Annotated in this window: 21 protein-coding genes and 3 pseudogenes; 9 read left to right on the top strand and 15 right to left on the bottom strand. The window is 60.5% G+C overall.

Translation table 11 applies throughout. The features are described 5' to 3' along the window. Nucleotides 1-3: 3 nt before the first annotated feature. The 4 genes and pseudogenes from yqhD to OR16_RS07735 all read right to left on the bottom strand — a co-directional run bounded on the left by yqhD (nt 4) and on the right by OR16_RS07735 (nt 2,977). Entirely contained in the window at nt 4-1,158 is a 1,155-nt protein-coding gene (gene yqhD, locus OR16_RS07745; RefSeq protein ID WP_006157407.1) for an alcohol dehydrogenase, read from the bottom strand. Next, entirely contained in the window at nt 1,136-1,396 is a 261-nt protein-coding gene (locus OR16_RS07740; RefSeq protein ID WP_006157406.1) for a TetR/AcrR family transcriptional regulator, read from the bottom strand. Before OR16_RS07740 ends, yqhD begins: the two co-directional genes overlap by 23 nt. Before the next feature lie 65 nt (nt 1,397-1,461). Further along, nucleotides 1,462-1,748, bottom strand: a pseudogene (locus tag OR16_RS41065) (4-hydroxythreonine-4-phosphate dehydrogenase PdxA); the annotation flags it as partial. A gap of 518 nt (nt 1,749-2,266) precedes the next feature. Then, on the bottom strand, nt 2,267-2,977 hold the full coding sequence (locus tag OR16_RS07735; RefSeq protein ID WP_006157404.1) for a TetR/AcrR family transcriptional regulator: 711 nt from the start codon (nt 2,975-2,977) through the stop codon (nt 2,267-2,269). A 230-nt stretch (nt 2,978-3,207) separates the two neighbouring features. Here OR16_RS07735 and OR16_RS07730 point away from each other — a divergent pair, with 230 nt between their 5' ends. Beyond that, nucleotides 3,208-4,620 (top strand): MFS transporter, encoded by a 1,413-nt coding sequence (locus OR16_RS07730; RefSeq protein ID WP_006157403.1) that lies wholly within the window; start codon nt 3,208-3,210, stop codon nt 4,618-4,620. Between the two features lie 118 nt (nt 4,621-4,738). Further along, nucleotides 4,739-4,939, top strand: a pseudogene (locus tag OR16_RS07725) (PAS domain-containing protein); the annotation flags it as partial. A 224-nt stretch (nt 4,940-5,163) separates the two neighbouring features. Here the strand turns inward: OR16_RS07725 and OR16_RS07720 are convergent. Continuing rightward, the gene (locus tag OR16_RS07720) at nt 5,164-6,093 is read right to left on the bottom strand and encodes a LysR family transcriptional regulator (protein ID WP_006157401.1); all 930 of its coding nucleotides are present in this window, start codon (nt 6,091-6,093) and stop codon (nt 5,164-5,166) included. A 109-nt stretch (nt 6,094-6,202) separates the two neighbouring features. Between OR16_RS07720 and OR16_RS07715 the strand changes: the two genes are divergently transcribed. From OR16_RS07715 to OR16_RS07700, 4 genes are all read left to right on the top strand, one after another. Beyond that, entirely contained in the window at nt 6,203-7,342 is a 1,140-nt protein-coding gene (locus tag OR16_RS07715) for an alanine racemase (RefSeq protein ID WP_237716989.1), read from the top strand. A 76-nt stretch (nt 7,343-7,418) separates the two neighbouring features. Further along, nucleotides 7,419-8,447, top strand: coding sequence for a Bug family tripartite tricarboxylate transporter substrate binding protein (locus OR16_RS07710; RefSeq protein ID WP_006157399.1), 1,029 nt, complete (start codon nt 7,419-7,421; stop codon nt 8,445-8,447). A 14-nt stretch (nt 8,448-8,461) separates the two neighbouring features. Further along, nucleotides 8,462-10,018 carry a M81 family metallopeptidase gene (locus OR16_RS07705; protein WP_006157398.1) on the top strand — a complete coding sequence of 519 codons (1,557 nt, stop codon included), beginning with the start codon at nt 8,462-8,464 and terminating at the stop codon, nt 10,016-10,018. A 196-nt stretch (nt 10,019-10,214) separates the two neighbouring features. Continuing rightward, nucleotides 10,215-11,048: a MurR/RpiR family transcriptional regulator gene (locus tag OR16_RS07700; protein ID WP_043418930.1), complete on the top strand. Its 834-nt coding sequence runs from the start codon at nt 10,215-10,217 to the stop codon at nt 11,046-11,048. Here OR16_RS07700 and OR16_RS07695 read toward each other — a convergent pair. The 5 genes and pseudogenes from OR16_RS07695 to OR16_RS07670 all read right to left on the bottom strand — a co-directional run bounded on the left by OR16_RS07695 (nt 11,035) and on the right by OR16_RS07670 (nt 17,225). Then, complete coding sequence (locus OR16_RS07695) at nt 11,035-11,886, bottom strand: HAD-IIA family hydrolase (RefSeq protein ID WP_063709570.1); 852 nt, start codon at nt 11,884-11,886, stop codon at nt 11,035-11,037. The genes OR16_RS07700 and OR16_RS07695 overlap by 14 nt on opposite strands. A gap of 181 nt (nt 11,887-12,067) precedes the next feature. Then, nucleotides 12,068-14,203, bottom strand: a complete 2,136-nt coding sequence (locus OR16_RS07690; RefSeq protein WP_043418907.1) for a phosphocholine-specific phospholipase C — start codon at nt 14,201-14,203, stop codon at nt 12,068-12,070. A 386-nt stretch (nt 14,204-14,589) separates the two neighbouring features. Beyond that, a complete protein-coding gene (gene phnE / locus OR16_RS07680) occupies nt 14,590-15,594 on the bottom strand; it encodes a phosphonate ABC transporter, permease protein PhnE (protein WP_006157393.1) in 1,005 nt (334 codons plus the stop codon). Beyond that, nucleotides 15,594-16,385, bottom strand: a complete 792-nt coding sequence (locus tag OR16_RS07675; RefSeq protein WP_006157392.1) for a phosphonate ABC transporter ATP-binding protein — start codon at nt 16,383-16,385, stop codon at nt 15,594-15,596. The genes phnE and OR16_RS07675 overlap by 1 nt, the downstream gene beginning before the upstream one ends. 47 nt (nt 16,386-16,432) lie before the next feature. After that, nucleotides 16,433-17,225 (bottom strand): annotated as a pseudogene (locus OR16_RS07670) (PhnD/SsuA/transferrin family substrate-binding protein). Nucleotides 17,226-17,457: 232 nt separating this feature from the next. Between OR16_RS07670 and OR16_RS07665 the strand changes: the two are divergent. After that, complete coding sequence (locus OR16_RS07665) at nt 17,458-17,652, top strand: hypothetical protein (RefSeq protein ID WP_141639853.1); 195 nt, start codon at nt 17,458-17,460, stop codon at nt 17,650-17,652. Between the two features lie 102 nt (nt 17,653-17,754). Here OR16_RS07665 and OR16_RS07660 read toward each other — a convergent pair whose 3' ends face one another. The 3 genes from OR16_RS07660 to ltaE all read right to left on the bottom strand — a co-directional run bounded on the left by OR16_RS07660 (nt 17,755) and on the right by ltaE (nt 21,192). Then, entirely contained in the window at nt 17,755-19,185 is a 1,431-nt protein-coding gene (locus OR16_RS07660) for an amidase (RefSeq protein WP_006157390.1), read from the bottom strand. Nucleotides 19,186-19,267: 82 nt separating this feature from the next. Then, nucleotides 19,268-20,041 carry an arylamine N-acetyltransferase family protein gene (locus tag OR16_RS07655; RefSeq protein WP_006157389.1) on the bottom strand — a complete coding sequence of 258 codons (774 nt, stop codon included), beginning with the start codon at nt 20,039-20,041 and terminating at the stop codon, nt 19,268-19,270. Nucleotides 20,042-20,139: 98 nt separating this feature from the next. Further along, a complete protein-coding gene (ltaE, locus tag OR16_RS07650) occupies nt 20,140-21,192 on the bottom strand; it encodes a low-specificity L-threonine aldolase (protein ID WP_043418899.1) in 1,053 nt (350 codons plus the stop codon). A 23-nt stretch (nt 21,193-21,215) separates the two neighbouring features. Between ltaE and OR16_RS07645 the strand changes: the two genes are divergently transcribed. Next, complete coding sequence (locus OR16_RS07645) at nt 21,216-22,499, top strand: PLP-dependent aminotransferase family protein (protein ID WP_006157387.1); 1,284 nt, start codon at nt 21,216-21,218, stop codon at nt 22,497-22,499. Here OR16_RS07645 and OR16_RS41060 read toward each other — a convergent pair. Both OR16_RS41060 and OR16_RS43440 read right to left on the bottom strand, forming a co-directional pair. Then, nucleotides 22,387-22,782: a helix-turn-helix domain-containing protein gene (locus tag OR16_RS41060; protein ID WP_081488712.1), complete on the bottom strand. Its 396-nt coding sequence runs from the start codon at nt 22,780-22,782 to the stop codon at nt 22,387-22,389. The two genes, OR16_RS07645 and OR16_RS41060, sit on opposite strands and share 113 nt — an antisense overlap. A gap of 600 nt (nt 22,783-23,382) precedes the next feature. Then, complete coding sequence (locus OR16_RS43440; protein WP_141639852.1) at nt 23,383-24,054, bottom strand: c-type cytochrome; 672 nt, start codon at nt 24,052-24,054, stop codon at nt 23,383-23,385. A 445-nt stretch (nt 24,055-24,499) separates the two neighbouring features. On the opposite strand from OR16_RS43440, the gene OR16_RS07635 reads away from it, so the two are divergent. Beyond that, on the top strand, nt 24,500-25,594 hold the full coding sequence (locus tag OR16_RS07635) for a porin (protein ID WP_043418897.1): 1,095 nt from the start codon (nt 24,500-24,502) through the stop codon (nt 25,592-25,594). Nucleotides 25,595-25,657 lie beyond the last annotated feature (63 nt).

Below are 25,657 nucleotides of genomic sequence, written 5' to 3'. Positions count from 1 at the left end.
CGCTCAGGCGGCAAATTGATAGACTTGGCGGCTAACCTCAAGCGTCACGTCGCCGTGCTCGCCCAACGCCGTCATTCCGTGCTCTTCAAGCTTCGAGATCAGAGTGCTGATCGACTGGCCACCAATCTGGTAGTCGCTCAGGCGGGTCCCGATGGACATGCGTTCGAAGAACGTGCGGGTTGCCGTGATCGCCGCGCTGATGCGCTCGTCCTCGCTACCCTCGGTGAGGTTCCAGACGCGTTCGGCGTACTGCAGCAACTTTGCCCGCTTCGGATCCCGGCGCACATTCAGCATCGCCGGCAGCACGATCGCTAGCGTTTGTGCGTGATCGAGTCCGTGCAGCGCCGTAATCTCGTGACCAAGCATATGGGTCGCCCAGTCCTGCGGGACACCCGTGCCGATCAGGCCGTTCAGCGCCAGCGTCGCAGTCCACATCAGGTTTGCGCGCACGGCATAGTTGTGCGGCTCAGCAAGCGCCTGCGGGCCCACTTCGGTCAACGTGATCAGCAGTCCTTCGGCAAAGCGGTCCTGCACCTTTGCATCGACCGGATAGGTCAGGTACTGCTCGACGATGTGGACGAAGGCATCGACCACGCCGTTGGCGATTTGCCGGGGCGGCAACGAATAGGTCGTCGTCGGATCGAGCACCGAAAAGAGCGGATAGGTGGCGTCACTGCGGAACGGCAACTTGTCGCCTTTTGCTCGGTGGCTGATGACGCCGCCATTGTTCATTTCCGAACCGGTGGCGGGCAATGTCAGCACGCTGCCAAACGGCATGGCGTCACGGACATCGGCCTGCTTGGCCAGAATGTCCCACGGCTCGCCGTCAAACTTCAACGCCGCCGCGATGAACTTGGTGCCGTCGATCACCGAGCCGCCGCCGACCGCGAGCAGAAAGTCGATGCCTTTCTCGTGGGCAAGCTGGACCGCTTGCATCAGCGTTTCGTAGGTCGGATTCGGCTCGATGCCGCCAAAGACGTACCAGGCCCGCTCACCGAGCGCAGTCTGCACTTGCGCGAGCACGCCGTTGCTTTTGATGCTACCGCCGCCGAAAGTAATCAGAACCCGGGCGTTGCGTGGGATGTGGACATCGAGTGCGGCGATCTGGCCTTCGCCGAAAATGATTCGAGTGGGATTATGAAACGTAAAGTTCTGCATTGATTCTCTTTTCCTTGCATTGTTCAGCCGCCTGCTCGTCCGCGTAGTGAAGCAGCATCGCGGCACCGAATGCCTCTTTGCTGTCGAAGTAGTTGTAGAGCGAACCCTTCGGTACGCCGGCACGCTCGACAATGTCTTTCACGCCGGTGCCGTGATAACCCGTTTCGGCAAACAGTGCGACACCGGCCTCAAGCAGTCTTTCGTGAAAGTCTTCAGTCCGTCGTGTATGCATCACCATTACACCTGCTAATGCAACATGTCACTGCGCGATTGGGTAGTGATGCCTTGCTGGAAAATAATATTTCAGGCCGTGTCAGGCGCCCGCGTCGCCAGTTCGGTGCCCTGATGCAGCGATTCGAGCAGGCTGCGTTCGTCAACGATCCCTTTGCCTGCGATATCGAACGCAGTGCCGTGATCGACCGAGGCTCTGATCACATCGAGACCAACAGTCACGTTGACGGGCCTCAAGACCAAGCACGTCGATCGGGCCGCGGTCCTGACCGTGGTACATCGCGACAGCCAGGTCCGAGTCGCCGCGTCCAGTGCTGAAGAAGAGATTGTCGGCAGCGAAGGCCCGTGACATCCCACCCAGCTAACCGGAAGCGGCGAGCCCCGCGTCCGCCGACAACCGTAGAAGTCAACGACGACCATTCCCGAACCTATTGACGTCACTCACGGTTCTCCGACAGCCTGTGCGGCGCGGTTCACACGTGGCGTAGCCGCTGACTCGGCTACGTCCTAGTAGGCGAAGATAGTCCAGAAAGCAGAAGTCGTCAACTGACGATGTATGTCGTCTCGAGAGTAACGGAGAGCCTTCCTGGCATCGGATGAGGAGCACAACACACTGATTTAACGAGAGATTTCTCCGGAATCAGATGAATTTCCCCCTCAATCGCCATCTTCATGTTCGTCGAACGACGATCAGAGGCCATTTCTTTCTGCCGGCGGACGCTGTGGAGTGCAATCTGACTGGAATTCTGCAGAGATTGGGCGCGCGCGAAGGGCCACCCAGGAAGGGCGTGCGTGCTTCGCACGCGACGAAGGTGTTTTAGCAAAGGTGTCGGCGCTGGCCGGGCGAATCCACCGAACCGGCAGACTGCTCAGCGCGTCACGCTCCGGCGGGTTCCAGTGCCGGCAGCAGCGAAGACATGCTGGCCAGAAAGGCGCGGACGTGCATCGCGATCACCGCGTCGAAGGGCGTAGTGTTGTCGTTCGAGTAGATGCGGCGGCGAATTGCGAGGTGCGACACCGCGCCGTGCAGCAGCCAGCCCAGTTCTGTCAGTTGCCCCGGGTCGGAGGGCACGCTGCGGCCCAATTCATGGGCCGTCTCCGTGACGATGATCTCAAGCGCATGCGTGACGACTGCGTTGGTATAGGCCGGCGCCAACTGCAAGTCTTCAAGTGATGAATAGAGAAACAACCTCAGCCAACGCCGGGTCAACAAGGTGTCGTAGTACTCGCGATAGAACGAATTGAGCCTGCTTTCTATCGGTACACTGCGGTCTTTCAATTGAACAAACCATATTGCCTTGAAGGTCCCTACGATCTCGCGCTTGTATACTTCGTCGATCAAAGCGGCCTTGCTGGGGAACAGGCTGTACAGTAAACGTTGCGAGATGCCACACGCATCCGCAATCGCGCGCGTCTGCGCGTTCAATCCATGCTCCGCGAAGTACTCGGCCGCCTTGGCCAGCACGCGCGCCTGACGTTCAGCACGCGGCAGGCGCTGCGGCGCCGCTTTCATCGGCCGCTTGCCCGCCACCCGAGCCTTCCCGGTCCCGCGGCTCGGTTCTGCAACATCCTTGAGTTTGGCCTTCATGACTTTCCTGTGCCCACCGTTGCCAAAATAAGTCTTCACATGACGACTTAAGGTTTGATAGAGTATATCCTCCGGGGGGAGAAGCAGCCCTGCCTGCCACCCGGCGTAGCCAAGCATTATCTCAGGCTGTCGTGAAGCGAGCCTCATCTTTGACGGCTGACGGCTGCACGCGCCTCAACGGGGGGGGCGTCTGAGGGGCTGCCGATCAACCCGCTTTCTGTTTTCCGCCGATGCCTTTGTCAACCCGCCAGTCAGTCATCATCGCGCTGATCGTCGCCAGTGCCTATTTCATGGAGAATCTGGACGCCACGGTGATCGCGACTGCGCTGCCCCACATGGCGGCTACGTTCGGCGTCACGCCGGTGGGCCTGAGCATCGGTATGACCGCCTATCTGCTCGCGATCGCGGTCTTCATTCCGATCAGCGGCTGGGTGGCCGACCGATTCGGGCAACGCTCCGTGTTCGGCGGCGCGATCGTCGTGTTCACCGGCGCCTCCGTCCTTTGCGGGCTCAGTAACGGTCTGGTCGAATTCACTGTTGCACGGATCCTGCAGGGAGTCGGCGGCGCAATGATGGTGCCGGTAGGCCGCCTCGCCGTGCTGCGCAGCACGGAGAAACATCATTTGATGCGCTCGATTGCCTACATCACGTGGCCCGGCCTGGCCGCACCGGTCGTCGGTCCGGCGTTGGGCGGTTTTATTTCGACCTATTTCAGCTGGCGCTGGATTTTTCTGTTGAACGTGCCGATTGGCCTGCTGGGTCTCGCACTAACCGCCACTTTCATTCCAAACTACCGCGCATCCACCCACCGTCCCTTCGACGTGTCCGGCTTCGTTTTGAGCGGTGTCGCGCTAATCTGCCTCATGTACGGGATGGAACTTGTCGGCCAATTGCATAGCGACTGGCGCATCACGGTTGCTGCGCTGACCTGCGGCGCAGGCGCCGCGGCGCTGGCGATACGACATCTCGGCCGCGCCGCGCATCCACTGATCGATCTTTCGCCGTGGCGAATCCCGACTTTTCGCGTGACCCTCGATGGCGGTTCGTTGTATGTCGTATCGGTCAGCGTCTCGCCCTTCCTGTTGCCGCTGCTGTTCCAACTCGGCTTCGGCTTGAACTCATTCGCCGCCGGGTTGCTGGTGCTCGCCTACGCGGCCGGAAATCTGGGCATGAAGTCCGTCACAACGCCGATCCTCAAACGCTTCGGCTATCGCAATGTAATGATCGTCAACGGGCTACTCACCGCCGCCACGATCGCGATGTGCAGCCTGATTTCGCCAAGCACGCCACGCGTGCTGATCACGCTAGTGCTGCTGATCGGCGGGCTTTGCCGATCGATGCAATTCACGGGCATTAACACGCTGGCGTTCGCAGACGTCCCGCCGGCACGGATGAGTTCGGCGAGCACATTCTTCAGCATGGTCCAGCAGATGACGATCGGTCTAGGAATCGCATTCGGCGCGATTGCCCTGCACGCTGCGGTGCTGGTTCATGGCAACCACGCGCAGCTTTCTCTGGCTGACTTCCGGGTCGCGTTTCTGCTGGTCGCGGTGTTGGTGCTGATCTCAGTCCTCTACTTTATTGGCATCGAACCGGATGCCGGCCGCGAGGTGAGCGGCCATACGCGTACCGCATCGCGATAGCACGGAACTGGAATCGAGCGCATGCCCCGGCTCGTGCGGTGGATAAGCATGGCGACACCGTTGATTTTCTGTTGCGCGCCAGCCGAGACCGCGCCGCGCCTTCTCTCGTTTTCGCGGAGTGGTGGTTCATGACCTCCCGTGTCCTGGCCAAGCGATTCTGGCGATCCACACCAATCTGTCTGGGCGCCAGGTTGGCGACCCGGCTACCGAGCTTGGTTTGGCTCGCATCGTCGATCCGGAATACCGGCAGGTCATCGCGAATTACGCGAATCAATTTGCCGATGGCCGCCAGGCAAAGAGCACGTCCATTGGCCTCAAGCTTTAGTCAAGTTGGTCGAAGTGCGTCACCTAGTGCGTGGCGGGCAGGCGTGTCCTACCGAACTGCAGATTCAGTAGATACTGCAAGAAGTGTGAGAGTAACTAGAGCAGGGGCCTGTAGAATAAGTCTTGCGACTCGGCCGCGAGCGCTTGTTTGCCGCAGGCGTCCGCATCATGTACCTTGAGTGCGCATGTACTGCCGACCGGTACGGCAAACGACGCATCTCAGTCGCTAGCGCTCTCGGTTCGCTGAACCAGCGTCTGTTCGAAGAATTGCAGAAGGGCCTGCACGCGGGCGGTGCGGCCCTTGCGCGTCGGAACTAGAAGGGTGACAGGCGCGCTGTCGAATTGCCAGTCAGCCAGCACGCGCACCAGCGCGCCGCTAGCGATTGCCTCGGCGGCATCCCATTCTGACCTCAGAACCAATCCCATGCCTTTTTCCGCCCAGTGGCGAGCGACGCTTCCGTCATTAGTGGTATAAGCCGGCGCGACGCGAAGCGTCTCTCCAGGGCTTTGCCGCCGGTGCGCATGTGTTGATGCTTTTCGGACATGCCACAGTGTCACGTCCTCATCGTTTTCGCGGATGCAGATGCAGGCATGCGTCAGCAGATCGCGCGGCACCCGGGGCACCCCGTGCGTACTCAGGTAGCCTGGGCTGGCGCACAGCCATCGCTCATTGGCGGCCAGCGTGCGGGCAATCCACGAAGATTCCTTCACTGTGCCGACGTGGACCACCGCGTCCGCGTCGTGGCGGTCCGGCCATGGCGTCTCCCGCAGGTCCAACTGTAGCCGTAGCCCAGGATGGAGTCGCGCGAAGCGCGCGAGCATCGGCGCGATACGTTGGCGACCATAGCCGAAGGGGGCAGAGATACGGAGGATTCCAGTCAACTGCCGGTCGTCGCGTTGGAAGGACTCGGGCAGCGACTCCAACTGCCGTAGCAGCAGCTCGGCTTCGTGTGCGAAGCGCTCGCCTTCGGGGGTCAGGCTGAGGCGATGAGCGGTACGCGTGGCAAGTGCAAGTCCGAGCGTTGTCTCAAGTTTGCGTAGGCGCATAGACAGCGCTGGCGGGGTAACGTCGAGCGCGCGCGCTGCGGCGCTGAGCGATGGCGCTCGTGCCAACGCGGACACAAGCTGCAAGTCCTCGATGCGGATCATTCAGTTCAGCTTAACAATAGATTTCCAGGCATTTAACCACGGAGATGGCTTGGCTGACTACAGTGGCTACATACGCACCGGTCTCACCTTCACCGCGCGCCGACAGCGCATGCAGCACAACATCGATCGGATGCAGCAGCGCATGGAAATGCTGGGCGTGCGGTTTCGACCGCATGTAAAGACCAGCAAATGCACGGCTGTCGTGCGCGCCCAACTCGCGGCCGGAGCGCATGGAATCACTGTCTCCACGCTCAAGGAAGCCGAGCAATTCCTTGCGGCGGGTGTCACGGACATTTTCTACGCGGTTGGCATGGCACCGCACCGGCTTCCCCAGGCGCTGGCATTGCGCCGGCGCGGCTGCAACTTGAAGATACTCACCGACGGCGTGGCTTCGGCTCAGGCGATTGCCGACTTCGGCAGAGCGAACTGTGAGGCCTTCGACGTGTGGATCGAGATCGACACGGACGGCCACCGCTCGGGCATCCAGCCTGAAGACTCAGCGCTGTTGGAAGTCGGCCGCGTATTGCATGACGGGGGTATGCGCCTTGGTGGCGTGTTGACCCACGCTGGCTCGAGCTACGAGCTCGATACGCCTGAGGCGTTGACGGCCTTGGCCGAGCGCGAACGCGTCGGCTGCGTGCGCGCGGCGGAGCGTCTGCGCGCGGAGGGCCTCCCATGCCCAGGGGTCAGTGTCGGCTCGACCCCGACGGCGCTTGCCGCCGTGCAGTTCCAGGGGGTGACCGAGGTGCGGGCCGGCGTCTATGTTCTCTTTGACCTGGTGATGAACAACATCGGTGTCTGCACCACTGATGAGATAGCGCTTAGTGTACTGACGACGGTGATCGGTCATCAGAGCGACAAGGGTTGGATCATCGTGGACGCAGGGTGGATGGCCATGAGCCGCGACCGCGGAACCCAGAAGCAGAAGCAGGACTATGGATATGGGCAGGTCTGCACGATAGACGGCACGGTGTTGCCAGGCTATTTGCTGAGTGGCGCCAACCAGGAGCACGGCATCGTGTCGCGTGAAGGTGGACGCGATGCGGACCTCTCCCATCGCTTTCCCGTAGGCACGCGCCTGCGCATTCTTCCGAATCACGCCTGCGCAACAGGAGCGCATGGTGAGTTGCGCGGCGACGTACGCGTCGTCACTCCGGCAGGCTTGACCAGCGCGGGCAGCTGTTGTAGCGCCCGCATCGATTGGCCGGTGCAGGCGCGTTCAATCGCGCAGGGAGGGGGCCAATTCTGACACGCAAACGAGTGAATCATTGCCCAGACCGCTTGCTTGTCATGAGCAATGGCAGGGAAAGACTTTAGGAAAAATCATGAAATTCGAACGCCACACTCACTGTTCCCTCGGAGATCGCATCAAGCGATTCACCACCGCCTTCGCTGCACTCGCCTTTGGTGCGGCCTGCAGTCTCACCTCGTCCGTCCAGGCGGCGGAGGACCCATGGCCCCATAAGCCAGTCACCGTGATCGTCCCCTCTGCTGCCGGTGGATCGGGCGACGTACTGAGCCGTATCGTCCTGAGTCACCTCGCGAGAGCGACCAACGCCAATTTCGTCGTCGACAACCGCCCGGGCGCCGCAGGCAACATCGGCATGGCGATGGTCAAGCGCGCTGCGCCGGATGGGTATACGCTTGGCTATGGCAACATCAACACCCTGGCCGTCAACCCCAGCCTGTTCAGCAAGCTTCCCTATGATGTGCAACGGGACTTTGTGCCCGTGGGCCGCATGTTCTCGATCTACAACCTGCTCGTGGTTCGTGGCGACTCCCCGATCAAGAACGTCGCCGAACTGATTGCGCTGGCCAAGAAGGAGCCCGGCAAGCTGTCATACGCCGCGGCAGGTACCGGCAGCAGTGGCCACATGGGCGGCGAGCTATTCAAGAAGATGGCCGGCATCGACGTGTTGTTCATCCCGTACAACGGCGATCCGCCGTCCCTCACCGACCTCGCCGGCGGCCGGCTTGACTACACGTTTACCAATGCCTCGGTCGCATGGCCGCTCGTCAAGAGCGGCAAGCTGCGCGCGCTGGCGATCACCAGCCGCGAGCGTATTCCACTCTATCCCAATCTGCCGACCCTGGACGAGTCCGGACTGAAAGGCTACGAGAACGTCTCGTGGGGCGGTCTGGTGTTTCCCAAGGGCACGCCACAGCCGATCGTTGACCGGGTTAGCGCCGCGCTGGAGAAAGTGCTGAAGTCCGACGCCTTGCGCAAGGAGCTGACCGACGCCAACGCATCGGTAGGCACCGGCACCCGCGAAGAGTTCGCGCGATTCGTCGCCAGCGAGCAGAAGAAATGGGGCGGCGTCATCGAATCCGCGCATATCCCAAAACAGAACTGAGCATCCCGCCGACCATGTCTAGCCCTCGCATTGCAATCTTAGGCTTCGCTATCGAATCGAACCGCTTTGCCCCGGTTTCCACGCGTGCCGACTTCGTGGACCGCGCTTACCTGGCCGGAGACGCGTTGCTGGCGGATGCCCGCAGTCCCGCACCTGCCATGACGCCAGAGATCCCAGCCTTCGTCCGGCGCATGGATGCAAACGGTGCATGGACCCCCGTGCCGATTCTGTTCGCCAACGCAGAATCGGGTGGCCCCGTCGATCACGCTTTCTTCAATGAGACGTTAGCTATCTTCGAGCAGGGACTACGCGCCGCATTGCCGTTGGACGCTGTCTACATCTGCGAACATGGCGCCGCCATTACCACCGAGGAGGATGACCCGGACGGCCTCGTCTTCGAAATCGCGCGGTCCATCGTTGGTCCCTTGGTACCCATCGTAGCCACCGTCGATCTGCATGCGAATGTGTCCGACCGGATGGTCGACCACGTTGACACGCTAATTTCCTATCGACGCAATCCCCATACCGACATGGCCGAACGGGGGGCGGAGGCGGCCGATGTGCTGATGGAACTGCTGCGAGGCATGCGCGTGACCGTGGCCCATGTGCGCATGCCCGTTTGCGCACCACCGACGCAGCTGTTGACCGCGCCCGGCACCGGGCCTTACGCGGACATGATCCAGGCGGCAGAAGCATTGGATGATCCACGAATCGTCAATATTTCGGCTCTGGGCGGATTCGTCTTTGGAGACACACCTAAGAATGGAATGACGGTGATCGTATCAACCCGTAACGATGCCGAGTTCGCGCGTCGAACTGCCCTGGACCTGGTCACGCCCGCATGGGCAGGGCGGGCCGCCTTCACGCCCGAGTTGGTGCCGCTCGAACAAGCTGTGGCTTTGGCTCGGGCGGCTGGCCGCTCCCCTTCACTGCACGCAGTACTCTTGGCCGATGTGGCCGACAACCCGGGTGGGGGCGGGCGCGGCAACACGCCATTCCTGCTGCAAGCGCTATTGGAAGGGGGTGTCAATAACGCGATCCTGGGTGTTGTCACGGATCCGTCACTGAGCGCCGAGGCGCATGCGCTTGGCGTCGGCGCTTCGTTCACCGCTCGCTTCAATCGCGAGGAAACCGCCACATACTCGTCGCCGTTCAGCGCGCTCGCTACAGTGCTGCGCCTGCATTCAGGAAGAGGCGTCGGACGGCGAGGGCAGTTGGCTGGCTGCAGCTTTAACCTGGGCCCCTCGGCCTTGCTGCAGGTTGGAGGCGTGAAGGTGGTGGTGATCAGCAACCGTCATCAATGCCACGAGCCCATGTTTTTCGAAATGTTCGGCATCGACATCGCGGCTGCGCGCACTGTGGTGGTGAAATCGCGCGGCCATTTCCGTGCCGCGTTCGACGAGTTCTTCGAGCCAGAGCAGATACTCAGTGTGGACGCCCCCGGGCTGACATCGCCGGTATTGTCCCGTTTCGATTTCCAGCGTCTGCCCGGTCCCGTTGTTCCCATCGATGCCATGGCAGAATGGACGCCGCGCGTCCGCCTGTTGTACAAGCCGGAAGAAAGGCAATGAGGCTTGCGAGCCATGCCCATCGCACGCTGGTACGGCGTATGTGGATGATAGTCAACGCTTTCAACGCCAAGGTCCTCTACAATGGCGGCGATCTGTCCGCAACGGCGGACGCGCGAGCGACATCCACTCTATGCCAACGAAAAACAAACCTTCGAAGAAGGCCCCCCCGAAACCGCAGCAACCGGCGCTGACGGCCATCGTGGCGCGCATCGAAAGCATCCGCGACACGCTGGGGGCTACCGGCCAGCGCATTGCCGACTTTATCGCACAACATCCGCAGGAAGTGATGCATATGTCGGTCAGCGAAGTGGCCGAGCGCACCGGCGCCAGCGAGGGCAGCGTGGTCGGCCTGTGCAAGACGCTTGGTGCTACGGGCTTTCAGCAGTTGAAGATAGTGTTGGCGCAGGAGACCGTGCGGCCGGTACAAATGATTCACGAAGACCTGGAACCGAACGACAACGCTGCTGCTGTCGTGCGCAAGATCTTTCAGAGCAATGTGCAGACCCTGCACGACACGCAGTCAACCCTAGATGTCGGGGCGCTGGAGCGCGCAGTGCGCATCCTGAAGAAGGCCAAGCGCATCGAGATCTACGGCATCGGCAGTGCGGCAACGATCGCAGAGGATGCCCACTACCGCATGCTGCGTATCGGCCTTAACGCCAAGGCCGTTATCGATTCGCATATGCAGGTAATCAGCGCCGCGCTGACCGGGCCCGATGTGGCCGTACTGACTATCTCCCATTCCGGCAGCACGCATGAAACCGTGACTGCGACGCGGCTGGCGAAGGAGGCCGGCGCGCATACCATTTGCATCACCAATTTCGGTAAATCGCCGATCCAGGCCTTCTCCGACGTCGTGCTGCTCACGATGGCACGCGAAACCCAGTTTCGCACAGAGGCGATGACCAGCCGCCTGGCGCAGTTGGCGATCATCGATGTGCTGATCGCGTGTCTCGCCCTGAGCGACTACGATCGCGCGGTCAAGACGATCCGCCACACCTTCGACGTACTGTCGCTCAAACGCTACTGATGTCGGGGTGCAAGTGCGTGCGCCTGGTGCCCCATGTCTCAAGCAACTGCGCGGGGGTTTCCGCTTCAGCCTCAGGCCCAGTACCGAGGAGAAGATAGGACATACCCATCGCGACCGCACCCGCGGCATCGGTCGCCGGATTGTCGCCGATCATAAGTGTCTGCGCCGGCTTCGCCCGCAACCGTCGCAAGCCCTCACGAAACAGTACATCGGAAGGTTTGCCGATGATGCTCACGGGACGCACGTCAGCGCAGGCCAGTACCGCCGCCAGCAGCGCACCGGTTTCCGGCACGCGCCAGCCGTTGCCGCCGGGATGGCTGAGATCGGGGTTCGTGACGATCAACCGTGCGCCGGTGCGCAGCACGTTCACCGCTAGCAGCAATTTGCGGTAATTGAAGGCGCGGTCTAGCGCCAGCAACACGACGTCCGGGTTCTGCTCCACCAGCCTGCAGCCCACCCGCTGGGCATAGCGGCGCAATACCGGGCTGCCAAGCAAATACACACGCGCGCCGGGCGAGGTTTGCCACAGCCAGTTCACAGTCATCTCGCCCGCCAGCACAAGCTGCGCGGGCGCAACGACAAGGCCCATTTTCCGTAGCTTGCGTGCCATGCTGACCGCCGTGTCGGTGGAGTTGTTCGACACGATTGCGTAGCGCCCATGCAGCGCCTCAAGCAGCGCAGCCGCACCCGGCATTGCCGCGCCGTCGCGGATCAGCGTGCCGTCCAGATCGATAATGTAATGCCATGCTGGGTCGTGCCAAGGTGAACGCACCGCGGGCGCGAAGCCCGGAACGAGGGACGTACGATTACCCGAGGACAAAGGTCCGATATCTGTCATTGCTACATACATTGGAATTGAAATAACTAGCGCTTCACGTACAGGCTACGTCTTTAGTCTGGGATGGCGTCCAACTGGACGCCATCCCAGACAAAAAGCAGTTGTATCGGGTCACCTCCGATCCGGAACGCCGCATCCCGAGAAGAAGCTCCCTTGAATCATTGGGCGTGCACGATCAAACCTATAGGTGAAGTGCCATGGCAGGATCGCTGACGCCGGGCTTGCCGGTTTCGACGCGGCCCGAGAATCGGCGCTCGAAGTTGGCAGCCGTGACGGTAAAGTCGTACCAGCGGGCGCTTTGGCCCAGGTCCCAGTTCAGCACGCCAGTTGTACCTGCTGCCACATCTAGGGTCCACGGGCCGTCGGTGCGGTAGACGTTGGATTTGACCGTCGCCGTGCCGCCCTTGGTACCGGTGTTGTGAACCTTCACGTAGACCTGGCCATTGACCGGCTCGTAGCAGACCTGGACTTCGGGCTGGAAGTCGGCCGCGCTACTGGCGACTGCATCGCCCTTGAAGGTGCGCACGAATCCGTTGGTGCTATAGACCCACAGTTCATACTTTCCGCTGTCGGTCGCGCTGGTGTTCCAATCGTCGGTCAGCATCTTGCCTGCTTCCACGGTGTAGCGGCGGGGAATGCGGTCGAGGTGCAGCTTGTCGTAGACGTGGAACACCGCGCCCTGAGTGCCGGTGTTACTGAACATCAGCGACACCAAGCCGTGTGGTTGGATGCGCGCGCTGGTGTGCAACTCGTAGGGCAGCGCGCGCGAAAAGCGGGTGCCGGCCTCCTGGAAAAGCGGCTGTGGCGTGGCCGGTGCGCTCGGAGTGGGCAGCGAGCTCTGCGCGGCCAGGACTGCGGCGTAATTACTAGTGTCGGGCAATGCCGGCCACTTTGGATCGTTGGGCGAAACGAAGTCAAAACATGAGGTCAGGTCGCCGCATACCGCGCGGTGCCACGGGCTGATGGCGTCGACGGTGACGCCGAAACGCTTCTCGAGAAACATGCCCACGGAGGTGTGGTCGAAAACCTGCGAGTTGACCCAGCCACCCTTGCTCCATGGCGAGATCACATACATCGGTACGCGTGCGCCCAGGCCAAATGGGCGCACGGTACCGCTGATGGTGTCACTGGCGAGGAGTTTGACGCGTGTCGGATCGGAGAAGTACTCGCCGTCGAGCGGCAGCGTTGCGCTGCCGGCAAGCGTGCCATCGGCGTTGTACGAGGGTGGTGCTGGCGCCGGCAGGTGGTCGAACAGGCCATCATTCTCGTCATAGGTGAGGAAGAACACGGTTTTGGCCCAGACCTCGGGGTTGGCCGTCACGGCTTCAAGCACCTGCGCCGTATAGTTAGCGCCGATCGCCGGGTCGCTGGCGCCGGAGTGCTCGGAGTTCGCGGCCGAGCACAGTATCCACGAGACTGCGGGCAGCGTGTCGTTGACCACGTCGTTGCGCAAGTCGGCAATCGAATAGTCCGTCATGCCCTTCACATACAACGCCGAGCCGGGCTGTGCATTGCGGAAGCTCTGGAATGCCAGGCCGCCGTGCATGGCGCCGGTCCAGTTGTCGTTGGTATTCTGGTAGATCTTCCAGCTCACGCCGGCGTTCTGGAGCACGTCAGGCAACGTGAGCCAAGTGAGTGCGTTGTCCGCATAGGTGTAGCCCGGGGTCGGCATAGTGCCGGTGATCCAGCAGCGGTCGTTGTCGGGCTCCGAGGTCCGGTCGTTGCTGTTGATGCCCTGCTTGGCGAGCACAGGGTCGAAGCTGGAGCCTGAGAAGAAGACCACGCGGTTGGGGTCGGTGCCGCTGGTGACGGAGCAGTGGTAGCCATCGCAAATAGTAAAGGCGTCGGCCAGCGCGTACTGGAAGGGGATGTCTTCACGGCGAAGGTAACCCATCGTGTACTGGGTCTTGAAGCGCGGCCAGAACCCCATCTTGCCCTGGTCCCAGGCGGCCTGCGAGTCCCTGAAGCTGTGCGGCGTGCTCGGTGATTGCAGCGCCTTGGTCGTGGTCCTGTCCATGTGGTAAGGCGGAATCTCTTTCGTACCGTCCGACTGGAACCAAACGTCCTTACCGCTCTGGAGCGGTATCGGGAAACGGTCGCCAAATCCGCGTACGCCACGCAGGGCGCCGAAGTAGTGGTCGAAGCCGCGATTCTCCAGCATCAGAATCACGATATGCTTGACATCCTGAATGGTGCCGGTGTCAACCGCGGCGTTGACGGCGAGTGCTTTCCGAATTGAGGCAGGAAGCAAGGACAAGGCCGAGACCGCGCCAACGGCGCTGGCGGATCTGCGTAGGAAATCGCGTCGGTTAGTCATGATTGGTGTTAATGGATGGATGGTAGGTGGAGGACGTCTCTTGTCAGGGTGCGCAACGGAGCGCCGGTGCAGCTTGGGTGCCAGGGCTGGCGGGGGCCTGATTGGTCGTTGGTGCCGAGGAGTCGTCGCCGCCGCCGCAGGCGGTGAGAATCAGGCACAAGAGTACGGCCGCGACAGCAAGGCCGTTACGGGACGAACTTGTTTTCATGGAGTTTTCCTTGAATGCAACTATGGGGAAAGCAAAGCCGGCAGGCTCGGAGGTGGCGTGGCGCACCGGCTCATGGGAGAAAATGCAACAGGGGAAGACGCGCGCCGTGCTGGACCGCATGGAGCCCAAAAAAGAATTGCGCGCCCCTCACATCGCACAATCCCGGTAATGGTTCGTGTCAGGCCAGCTTGCGGCGCAGCCGTGCGGCAAGCTGATCCAGCAAGAACACGGCTATGAAGATTGCCACCAGAATTGTGCCCACATGGGCGTACTGGTACATGTCATAGCGGCCTTTCAATTCCTGGCCGATGCCCCCCGCGCCCACCAGGCCGACAACCGTGGCCATGCGCACGTTGCGATCCAGGATATATAGGGTGTACGCGATGAATTGCGGCATGACCTGAGGACCTACTCCATACGCCAGCACTTTTAGTTTTCCGGCCCCGATTGCGCGCAACGCCTCCTGTGGCTTAGGATCGGCAGTCTCAATGTCCTCCGCGTAGAACTTACCCAGAAAGCCCATTGAATGGATCGCCAACGCGAGTACACCCGCGATAGGCCCAAAGCCGTAGGCCAATACCAGGAATAGCGCACTGATTAGCTCCGGCATCGAGCGAAACAGACTTACGAGGCTGCGTGCGGTCACGTAGCACACGCGATTCGGCGTATAGTTTCGTGCGCTAAAGTACGCCAGCGGCAGGCTCGCGCCTATCGCAAGCAAAGTGGCCCAGATCGCGATCTCGAAGGTCTCGATCATCTTCACCGCCACCTGCCACAAATAACCCATGGGCTCGACCAAATACTCACGCGCAACTACGCTCGTTTCCATGCGCAAGGTATCGGGATTCAGCTTCGATTCACTAACCCCAACGGTTTCCACGTGAGCCAGCCAGGGCAATTGCGTCGGATCGAAATTTTCGATGCGAGCCACCTCAACCCGCTCGGATATCTGGATGGGAAACAGGCTGTGCGCCAGATGTCCCAGACCCGTGGTGACCTGCGACTGCGGCTTGATGCCGACCGAAGCCAGCACGCCATCCGCGGTTAGCGCCACCATCTTGCCCATTTCCACGCGTTGCCCCACGTATAGGCAGAGAGTCAGCGTCACCAGTAAGGCGAGCACGGTCTTGGCGCCGTAGGGATGGCCAATGTTCCAGCGTGTGTCGGATGCGGGGTTTAGCATCACACCTCCTGCAATTGCAATTTAGCCCCCGCCGTGGCGGGCGAGGCCGCAACCGGTACACGAGCGTCCTGGCCGGTGGGCGCGACGCCCACCTCGTACAAGGAATGCGCGATAGTGTCGTCGAACGCGGTGGCGGGGCCGTCAAACATCACCGCGCCGCCACGCAACGCCACGATGCGGTCGGCGTACTCGCGTGCCAAGTCGATTTGGTGCAGGCTGCAAAGCACCGTTGTTCCGCGCTCACGGGCTTGCGTGCGCAGCAAGGAAAGAATCTCCCGGCTGATGCGCGGGTCCAGGCTAGCCACAGGCTCGTCGGCAAGCAATAACGGCGGATTCAGCATGAACGCTCGCGCAATGCCTACCCGTTGCTGCTGTCCGCCCGACAGGTCGCTCACCCGCCGATGCAGATGCTCTGGTGCGAGTCCAACCTGCTCAATGAGTTCGCAGGCCCGGGCACGCGCATCGGCAGGAAAACGCGCCAAGAGAGCGCGCCAGGCCGGCAGGACCGGCAGCGCGCCACAAAGCACATTCATCGCCACCGTCGCACGCGGGACCAGGTTAAATTGCTGATGCACCATGCCTATACGCGGGCGCACAGCGTTGAGCGTCCTGGCGTCCAGTTGGACGCCGTCTACACTCACCGTGCCATGCGTTGGCACAACGAGCCCATTGGCCATGCGCAGCAAGGTCGACTTACCCGCGCCTGAGGATCCCAGCACCACGCAAAACTGTCCGCGCTGCACCAACATCGACACGGACTTGAGCGCCGCGGTGCCGTCGGCATAGCGCATGCCAACTGATTCATAACTAAGCATTCCCGTCTCCGTCCGAGCGCAACTCAACGCTGCGAGGCCTTTTTCAGAATCTCGGCCTTGATCTCGTCGGAAAGCAGGGTCATCTTGGATGCGGGGCCGGCGAACTGCTCTTCAGAGAACTGAGTATCGTAGCGCTGGATCTTGGCACCGCCGTATCCTCGGATCATCTCCGGCGTCACGCCAGGCGCTTTGTGCACGTTGGCAAATGCCTTTTTCAATTCGGCCTTGAGCGCCTCGGGGAGCTTGGTGTTCATGGCCAGCGGCGGATACGGAATCGGTTCGCTCTTGAAAATCACCTTGACGGTGGACGGATCCACCGCACCTTGGCGCACCGCCTTGTCGAAGGAGTCGAACGACAGGGCTGCGGCATCAACCTGACCTTGCACCAGCGCCGCCAAGCTACTGGCGTGGCTGCCAGTCAGGCGCAACTCGGCGAGGTCGCGCGCTGGATTTATTAATCGGCGCGTTCGACTTGGCAAACATGCCCGCGTAATAGATAGACTGCCCATTCTCGACCCCCACGGCTAACAGCTGCGCGCAGCCGCGCTGGTGCGCCTGCACATAGGAAACCGGACCGAAGAACGCGATTTCTGCCAGCTGGTTGCACATCCCTTCCACGACCGCGCCATACGATTGACCGACCTTCAAATCAAAATTCAGGCCCGTGCTGCGGGTAATAGCATTGAAGACCGGTGCATAGTCAGCCTTGGTTCCCGATTCGGTGCCCCCATCGGCGGGAATCAACAGCACGCGCAACGGGTGCGCCTTGGACCCATCGGCAGCCGATTGAGCATGGACTTGGATGCTTGCAGCCATCGCTGCCGTGGCGAAAAGCGCAGCAACCGTGCGGGGGAGAATTGTCTTCATTGCAAATCCTTGTGTATCCATAGCGTTTGTGCGCTGTTGCCCAGGAGCGGGGTAAGCGCTTGAGACGCAAGGTTAGACAAGGAACGTGACAGTTGTATGAATAATGCTCAATTCTGCGGCTCTGTAGAGTGAGAAAAATTCAGTAGAGGCAATGGCTATTGGGATAGCGCGCAGGCCAGACTTGTCCGGACTAACGAAGACCTCCCTGGCGTGGGTCCTGACGAACCCGCTTATTACTTCGGCGATCATCGTCGCGAGTCACGCCGATCCATTGACCGAGTCGCTAGCCGCGCCAGATCTTGCGCTCGATCCTGAACGGAAGGCACAACTCGACGACACGATCGCCGAGTATCGGTGGGGCGACGCCGCGCGTTGAGGATAGTCCAGTGTCGATATGCGGGGAAACGGGCGTTTGCCAATCCCGGAGCAGGCGCGCCCCAAGGCGAGTTCCGTATCAGACCGCTACTGCGACAGAACCCTATAGAAGGCCCCAGGCGGCGAGGTCTGGGGTCCGAGGTTCTGCGCGAAGCGCTTGTGCAACCTCATGCGCAGCGTCTAGCAGTGCCTTATCACGCAATGCAGGGGCCAACATCTGCACGCCTATCGGCATTCCTGCATGGTCAAAGCCCGAGGGCAGTGCGATGGCGGGCGAGCCGAGGAAGTTAGCGGGCCGCAAGAGCTTTCCAAGACCCGAGTGGACGAGGTCTGCGGCGTCCAGAACCTGAGCACCTTGGTCACAGGCAGGCATCAAGAGGGCGGGGAATTCGCCCAGCGAGTGCGCGAAGAGTTGGGCGGCCTGTCGCCTACGTTCAAGTGCGGCCTGATAGGCCTCGTCCTTGATCGCTCCACCGGCCAGGATCCGGTTTCGCACTACCTCCCAAAGAGGTTGGGCATTGTCCAGCGCTAGTGGGCCATAGTGCCTGAAGCCCTCATAGCCGAGAATTAAGGAGTTGTCGTCGGCTAACTGATTCATATTCAGGAGAGGTGGCGGGGTCCAACTGCGGATGTTATAACCTGCTCGCTTGAGCTGGTAGATCGCGTCATCCCAAACGCGCTGCGCATCCACTGCCAGGGACGTTGGCCAGGCCGACTCGTCTAGTACCCGCAGCTCCTTGGAGGACACATCGGCCCGTAGTTTCAGCCTTTGGTAGACCTCCACCGGCGTGGCCAAGGTGATAGGGTCGGCCGAATCGGGTCTGGCGAGAATAGCTGTTAGGGCGCGCACGTCTTCCACCGTGCGGGCAATCGGGCCCAGCACATCAAGTGTTCCGGATAGCGGAAGGCAGCCAGCTCGGCTGATTAGACCAGAGGACGGCTTGAATCCCACTAGGTGGTTTAGCGTCGCCGGCGCGCGCACAGAGCCGCCCGTGTCCCCGCCCAGGGCAATTGGCGCCAGCCCGGCAGCCACTGCGATGCCAGCGCCGGAAGAAGACCCGCCTGGTGCTCGGTGTCCCACTGGGTCCCAGGGGTTGCGTGCTGTGCCGAGTGTCGGGTTCTGGCCGGAGAGTCCGAATGCATACTCGGTCATATTGGTCTTGCCGAGAATGACTAACCCGCTCCCGATCAACAGCGTGGCGGCGGCGCTAGTTTGGGTGCTTATCCTGTTAGCGCGGCTTAAGGACCCGGCTTCGACGGGCGTTTCCGCCCACTGGATACTGTCCTTGAGCGCTATCGGCACTCCGTGGAGGGGGCTCAGCCATATGCCGGCAAGAAGCAGTTTATCGGCGAGCTCCGCTTGGGCCATCGCTCGCTCTTCGAACACGGCGCTGAAGGCATGAAGCTTGTTGGCGCGTGCGATCCGGTCGAGAAAGTGCCGCGTAACCTCTCGCGAAGTCAGTCGTCTGTCATATATGTCCTGGGCTAGTTGCAGGGCGCAGCGAAAGTGGAGGGGGAGATTGGGTTGCGACATGATTGTCAGGGAATGAAGGAGGCTCGTCTGGTGAGGCCAAGGGCCCAACAGGGGTGGATATAGACGAGCCCAAAATAGTGAATCAACATTTCGGTACAGTGAGATCAAACTCGAAAGACAACAGACGCTGAATGTCTTCGGAGTCGACGAGTTGTTGCTCAGTCTTCCCGTGCGTAACGATCTTCAGCGTATTGCCGAACAGCAACTTGCGACCAGCCTGGTTGTGTTGAATGACCAGCAACTTTTGTACAAATATCGCATCCGGATGCGTGGAATTTAGGTAATTGGCGGGCGCAAAATCGATCCACTCCTGCGCAGACAGGTCGAACGCATATTGATTTTCCCATTTTCCGTCTACCAGCGCCTTCAGTAGATACTCTCGATCATTTAAAATGGTCAGTATAAATGTATCGAAATCCTGTTTGATCTCAGTGTCGAGCACATCCAGTCGTATCGGAGCCCTGATCCCATAACTGCCAAAACCCAGATCACACAGCCACTGCTCGTCGTTCAAGGTCAGCACGAGTGCCATGTGCGTTTTCGGTCTTTTAACCGGGTAAAACATCGGTCTGGCAGCAACGAACTGATAGGTAATCCCAAGCTCTTGCAGGGCCATCGCGAAGATTCCGTTCACCTCGTAACAGTACCCGCCTCGTTTACGATGGAGAATCTTCTCAACGATTTGTTCGGGAACCAGGGAAATACATTTTTTTGCCTGCACGTCCAGATTTTCGAACGGAACGGTGAATAGCTGACGCCTCATCATCCCAGTGATTGTTGCGATGTCCACTTCGGCAGGTTGTTCAAAACCTATCCGGTCAAAGTAGTGTCGCAATGTAAAGTTCTCAGCCTTCATTGTTCGATAGCTATGGTTAATACTGGATGTTTGAAGAATCTATCGTCAGTTATCACACCAGCGATGGAAATGGTCGGCACATGCGAGATGACCGGCCCTCACCTGGCCGAGGTGCCAGTCGCGTTGGCTGCAAAAAATTCGCTGGCGGCAGCGAGTGCGGTTTCCACCGCCGCCTTGCCGACGTCGAGGTGCGTGACCCAGCGCTGCTGGGTTGCGCCATACGCAGACGTGACGCCGATGCCCTGTCCCGCGAGGTGCTCGGCGAAGGCCGACGCATACTCCGCAGCGACATTCACGAAAACGATGTTCGTGTCGGGCATGGAAACAGTCAGGCCCGGCAGCGCCGAGAGACCCCGCGCGAGTGCGCGCGCGTTGGCATGGTCGTCCGCGAGTCGCTCGACATTGTGTTCTAGCGCGTACAGCCCGGCCGCAGCGAGAATCCCCACCTGCCGTAGTCCTCCACCGAGCATCTTGCGCAGGCGCCGTCCCTTGGCAATGATCGCTGCGGAGCCGACGAATACCGAACCGACGGGCGCCCCAAGTCCCTTGGACAAGCACACAGAGACGGTGTCGAACGGTCGGGCCAGCGTGTCGACCGCAACACCGAGTGCCACGGCCGCATTGAACAGGCGGGCGCCGTCCAGGTGACAGGCAAGCCCGTGCCGGCGGGCCACTGCGGTCGCCGCATCGACGTAGGACGACGGAAGGACCTTGCCGCCGGTCGTGTTCTCCAGTGCGAGCAGGCGCGTGCGTGCGAAATGCGGATCGTCCGGCTTGATCGCCGCTTCGATGTCCGCCAGTAGTAGCGTACCGTCGGCTTGGTTGGTCAGCGGTTGGGGGTGGATGCTGCCCAGCACCGCCGCGCCTCCCGCCTCCCAGCGATAGCAGTGCGCCGTTTGGCCGACGATGAACTCATCACCGCGCTCGCAGTGCGCCATGAGCGCGATGAGGTTCGACTGGGTTCCCGACGGCACGAACAGTGCAGTCTCCTTCCCGAGCATGTTGGCCATCCTTGCTTCCAGTTTCCTTACAGTCGGGTCGTCGCCGAAGACGTCGTCGCCCACCTCGGCGGCGGACATTGCGGCGCGCATCGCCGGCCCTGGCCGGGTGACGGTATCGCTACGAAAGTCGTATCGAACTGCGGTATTCATGGCATCTCGCTTAAATAGCAGCCATGGTGCCATTCCGCTCGCTGTTAGCCTATACACAGCGGCGCCGATTCTGTTACATAACAGATTTGCTCGTTGGGATGAAGAACATGCAGACAACCGAGCCTGTGGTGCGGCGATACAGGCAGCTAGCGAGGTGGTTGTGGGACGGTATCGTGCAGGCCGGACTCGAGGAGGGCAGCCGCCTCCCATCTGTACGTGCACTGGCGATGCAACATGGCGTCAGTGTGACGACCGCGTTGCAGGCGTTGCGGTGGCTGGAGACGCAGGGGCATATCCAGGCGCGCCCGCGCTCAGGGTATTTCGTGGCCAGGCGGGCAGAGCGGGCAAGCGGGGCTGGCACGAGCAGTTGGGCCGATCCCCTGCCGGAACTGGACGCTCAGGCGCGGGATCATCTTGCAATGGTCGGCGCACCATCCGCGGTGCGTCTGGATCTGGCAGCCGGCGAACCCTCTCTGTATCCGGTCGACCGATTAAGCGTCCTTTTGCGCCGTCTCGCGTATCAGCATCGGAACCTTGTCGGTGCCCACGTCCGCGGAACGGGTCACCCGGAGCTGCTGCGTGAGATCGTTCGCCAGGCGCTGCAGTATCCCTGCGACCTCGACCCGGCTGAACTGGTGGTGACCAATGGATGCGTCGAAGCGCTGAACCTGGCGCTCCGGGCCGTCACCCGTCCCGGCGACGTGGTAGCCGTCGAGTCGCCGACGTATTTTGCATTGTTGCAGATGTTACGCGCTCTCGAGTTGACGGCGCTGCCGGTCCCCTGCTTGCCCGATACGGGTATGGACCTCGACGTGCTGCAAGATGCGCTCGATCTGAGGCATGTCAAAGCGGTCGTCACGATCGCCAATGCCAACAATCCGGTTGGCAGTGTCGCGCTCGATCCCGCCAAGGCGGCTCTCGTCAGATTGCTAAGGGAGCGGCACATCCCGTTAATCGAAGATGACATCTTTGGGGACGTATGCTTTGGCGAAGTGCGGCCACGCCCGGTACGGGCTTTCGACACCGAGGGCAACGTCCTTCTTTGCGGGGGCTTCTCCAAAAGTCTTTGTCCCGGGTTACGTCTGGGCTGGATTGCAGCGGGACGTTTCGCCGAGCGGGTGAAGGCGTTGAAATACACGACCAGCATGGCGACGGCTGAACTGCAACAGGTCGCAGTTTGTTCTTTGGGCCAGGCTACCCGGGATCGATGGTGGCACCGTCAGCACACGCCCCCTGTTCAAGTTGGCGCGAGCAGAAGGGATCGGCTTCGCCCCCGGGCATTTGTTCGGTCAGGGCGGTGCGTATGACGATTGCCTGCGGGTGAACGCCGGTTATCGCTGGACGAACGAACTTGAGGCAGCAATTGAGTGTCTCGGCACGTTGGCAAAGACTCAATCCGCAGTCGTTATAGATGAGCGCGATTAGGACGACAGACCTCGCTGGGAGCTGAGGAAGCCCAAACAGCGAATCCTCCGGCGCCTGGACACGTGCCGCAATTGCGGCTGCAGTGAGGCCCAGGCGATGCGCGGCTTTCGCGAAGGAACCGTGCTCAGCCACGGCGACGAAGCTCTGCGGGAAGCCGGTGTCCATAAAGCATAAAAACTCTATTGATTGAAAAAGGCGGCAAATGCTGTTCTTGCATTCCGCCAGATTCTAGAATTTGCCTCGAATCGAAATGCTCTGGAGGACGATCGATGTTCCCCAGGGCCGCTCAGTCCTCTCTCTCTAGTGCCCACACGGGTCTGCGCTGACTATGCGCCGGATGTTGAGCGTTTCGTGCGTCATTGCCGCGCGTGCGTTGATGGCGCAGTAAGCTGAAGCGCAGGAAGTAGCCCTGCGGCCTGGGCTCATTTTCTGTCTACGAGCTCGGAAGAGCTGATTGCCGTGGCGTAGCTCGTGGGTGTCACGTGAGGCGTACTCCTGGCGATTCTGGTACGTTCTCCACTGCCAAATCGCGAGTAGAATTGGCCTCCGAGAGAGTTAGAAGGGGGAGGGGCGAAAAGGACATTAGTAATCAGCATCTCTGTTGCGGCGCACTACGAATTTCGTCAAAGCAGTCAACCGAAGGCTTGCTAAGACCTGGCGCCTTGTAGTCAAACGGAGATATGACAATTCAGATATGAATTGGTGAGCGACGAAGCAGCACCCAGATGGTCCGATATGCTTCTACCGGCCGCGTGATGCTGACTATCACGGCTCGATCACCGACAGGTATGCTGCAGCCTCTTCAATCTGCCGCTCGTTCAGCGTTGCCGAAACGGCCATCATTGTCCCCGGTGATGGTGTTCCAGCCTTCGCGCGGGCCTGGAACTCGTGAAGGCGGTTGATGACAAACGCAGCCGGCTCGCCGGCAATGCTCGGATAGCGCACGCCATTGCCCTTTCCAGCGACCCCATGGCAGCTGAAGCAAGCCGGAACGTCGGGAGGCGCTCCCAGTTCGGCTAGTTGCTTGCCGGCGATCACTAGGCCCGATGGCGGTGGGGGTTCTCCCGGGACGTGCGGAGGATTTTGGGTTGAGAAGAACACCGCGAGGCTGCTTATCTCGCTCTCGGAAAGGTCATGAGCAACGCTTTGCATGACAACGCTCGCACGAGTTCCTGCCTTGAACATGGATAGTGCATGCGCAAGATAGTCTGGGTTCTTTCCCGCGAGCCGTGGAGCGCCGGTTGCCATGCCGGCGCCTAACACGCCATGGCACGAGACACAGGTGGTAAGGGTCGGCGCTAGCGTACTGAGGGCCGGATTTTCCGCGGTGACTGTAGATTGCGCGTAACAGACGCTCGATACAGCGATAAGCAATAGGAGCCCTAGACTAAAACGCAAGCGGTAGCCCCGCAGGTTGGGAGAGTAGGGGCTGGTCATGAGAGTTATCCCGATATGGTGATGGTGAGCGTTGTCCGATCAATGATTGACATGACTATGTATCGTCAATGCTGACAAATGAATTACCAGATAATTACAAGATCGTAATTTTCATCGAATGATTCGTGGCGCCGGATCTGGGGGTGAGGCCAACGGAGTGCAGTTCCTGATGTAAGAGGGCTGAAGCCATTTACATAGTCATTTGATACACGTCATTCCAGATGATGGCTGGATCCATGACATCGACAATGTGAGTTTGTTCAATAAATCTATATATTGTTTTAAACTTGTCTTATAAATATACCGCCGATAATTTACTTGCTGCTGTCACATAAATGTTTCAACTTTCCGGGCGGGATTGCTGAGCCGTACGGCTCATTCCCCTGCCATGATCATCCCCCGGCAGAAGACAACCTACTTGCTCATACAGAAACAGAGATTGACAGTGAAAAAGACTCTCTTCGCATTGGCAGCCGCTGCCGCAGCTTGCGCCGTGTCCGGCGCTGCTTTTGCCCAATCGTCGTCGTCCAGCGTGACGCTCTATGGCATCGCTGACGCCGGCGTTAGTTATCAAAGTCACGTGCAAAGCGCCCCGGGCCAGGGTGGCTCGCTGTTCGGTGTGACTTCCGGCGGCCTCTCCGGTTCGCGTTGGGGCATTCGCGGTGTGGAGGACCTTGGGGGCAACCTGAAAGGCATCTTCGTGCTGGAAAGCGGCTTCAATATCGACACGGGCACCTCGGCCCAAGGCAACCGCCTGTTCGGTCGCCAGTCCTATGTTGGCCTGCAGGCCGACTTCGGCGCCGTCACGCTGGGCCGCCAGCAAAACGCGCTGTACGACCTGTTCGGCGCCTACGACCCGATGGCGGTCGGTAGTAGCTACTCGCTCAACTCCGTCGACACCCTGGGCTTTAACGGTCGTGCCGACAACGCCATCAAGTACACCGGAAAGTTCGGTGGGCTGACGGCGACGGGCTTCTACAGCACCGGCCGCGACAGCACCATTCCCAATGGCACCGAAGTCCCGGGCCATTTTAAGGTCGGCACAAACTTTGGCGGTGGCCTGGCGTACGCGAGCGGGCCGTTCTCGGCTGGCGTCGCCTATGACCAGTACCAAGGCAGCAGTATCGCCGCGGCTGACGGTACCGCCAAGCGCATCGCGGTTGGCGCGTCGTACGCATTCGGTGACGCCAAGGTGTTCGCCGGCTACCGCTGGCTGCGCGATGAACTCAACGCCGCTACCACTGCCATTGTCCCTGCGCGTCACGACAACCTCTACTGGGTCGGCGCACTGTATAGGTTCACCCCGGCCTTTAGCCTGACCGGTGGGACCTACTACACCGATGCCCGCACTGACGACAAGGATTCGCTGATGTTCGTACTGAACGCCGACTATGCCTTTTCACAGCGTACCGATGCCTACCTGCTGCTCGGCTATGTGAAAAACCACGGCAGCGCAACGTACGGTGTGACGAGCACGATGAACACCCTGCCTGGCCAGAACCAGACTGGCGCCATGGTCGGCGTGCGTCACCGCTTCTGATCGCACTCGCGGCATGTACTGGCGAGCTACCAGGCATCACCAGTAAAAGTTCATATCGACCTT

It is taken from the genome of Cupriavidus basilensis OR16, assembly GCF_000243095.1.
GTDB classification, from domain to species: Bacteria; Pseudomonadota; Gammaproteobacteria; order Burkholderiales; family Burkholderiaceae; genus Cupriavidus; species Cupriavidus basilensis_D.
The sequence above is the reverse complement of the archived record's forward strand: the minus strand, read 5'-3'. Positions and strand labels throughout refer to the sequence as shown.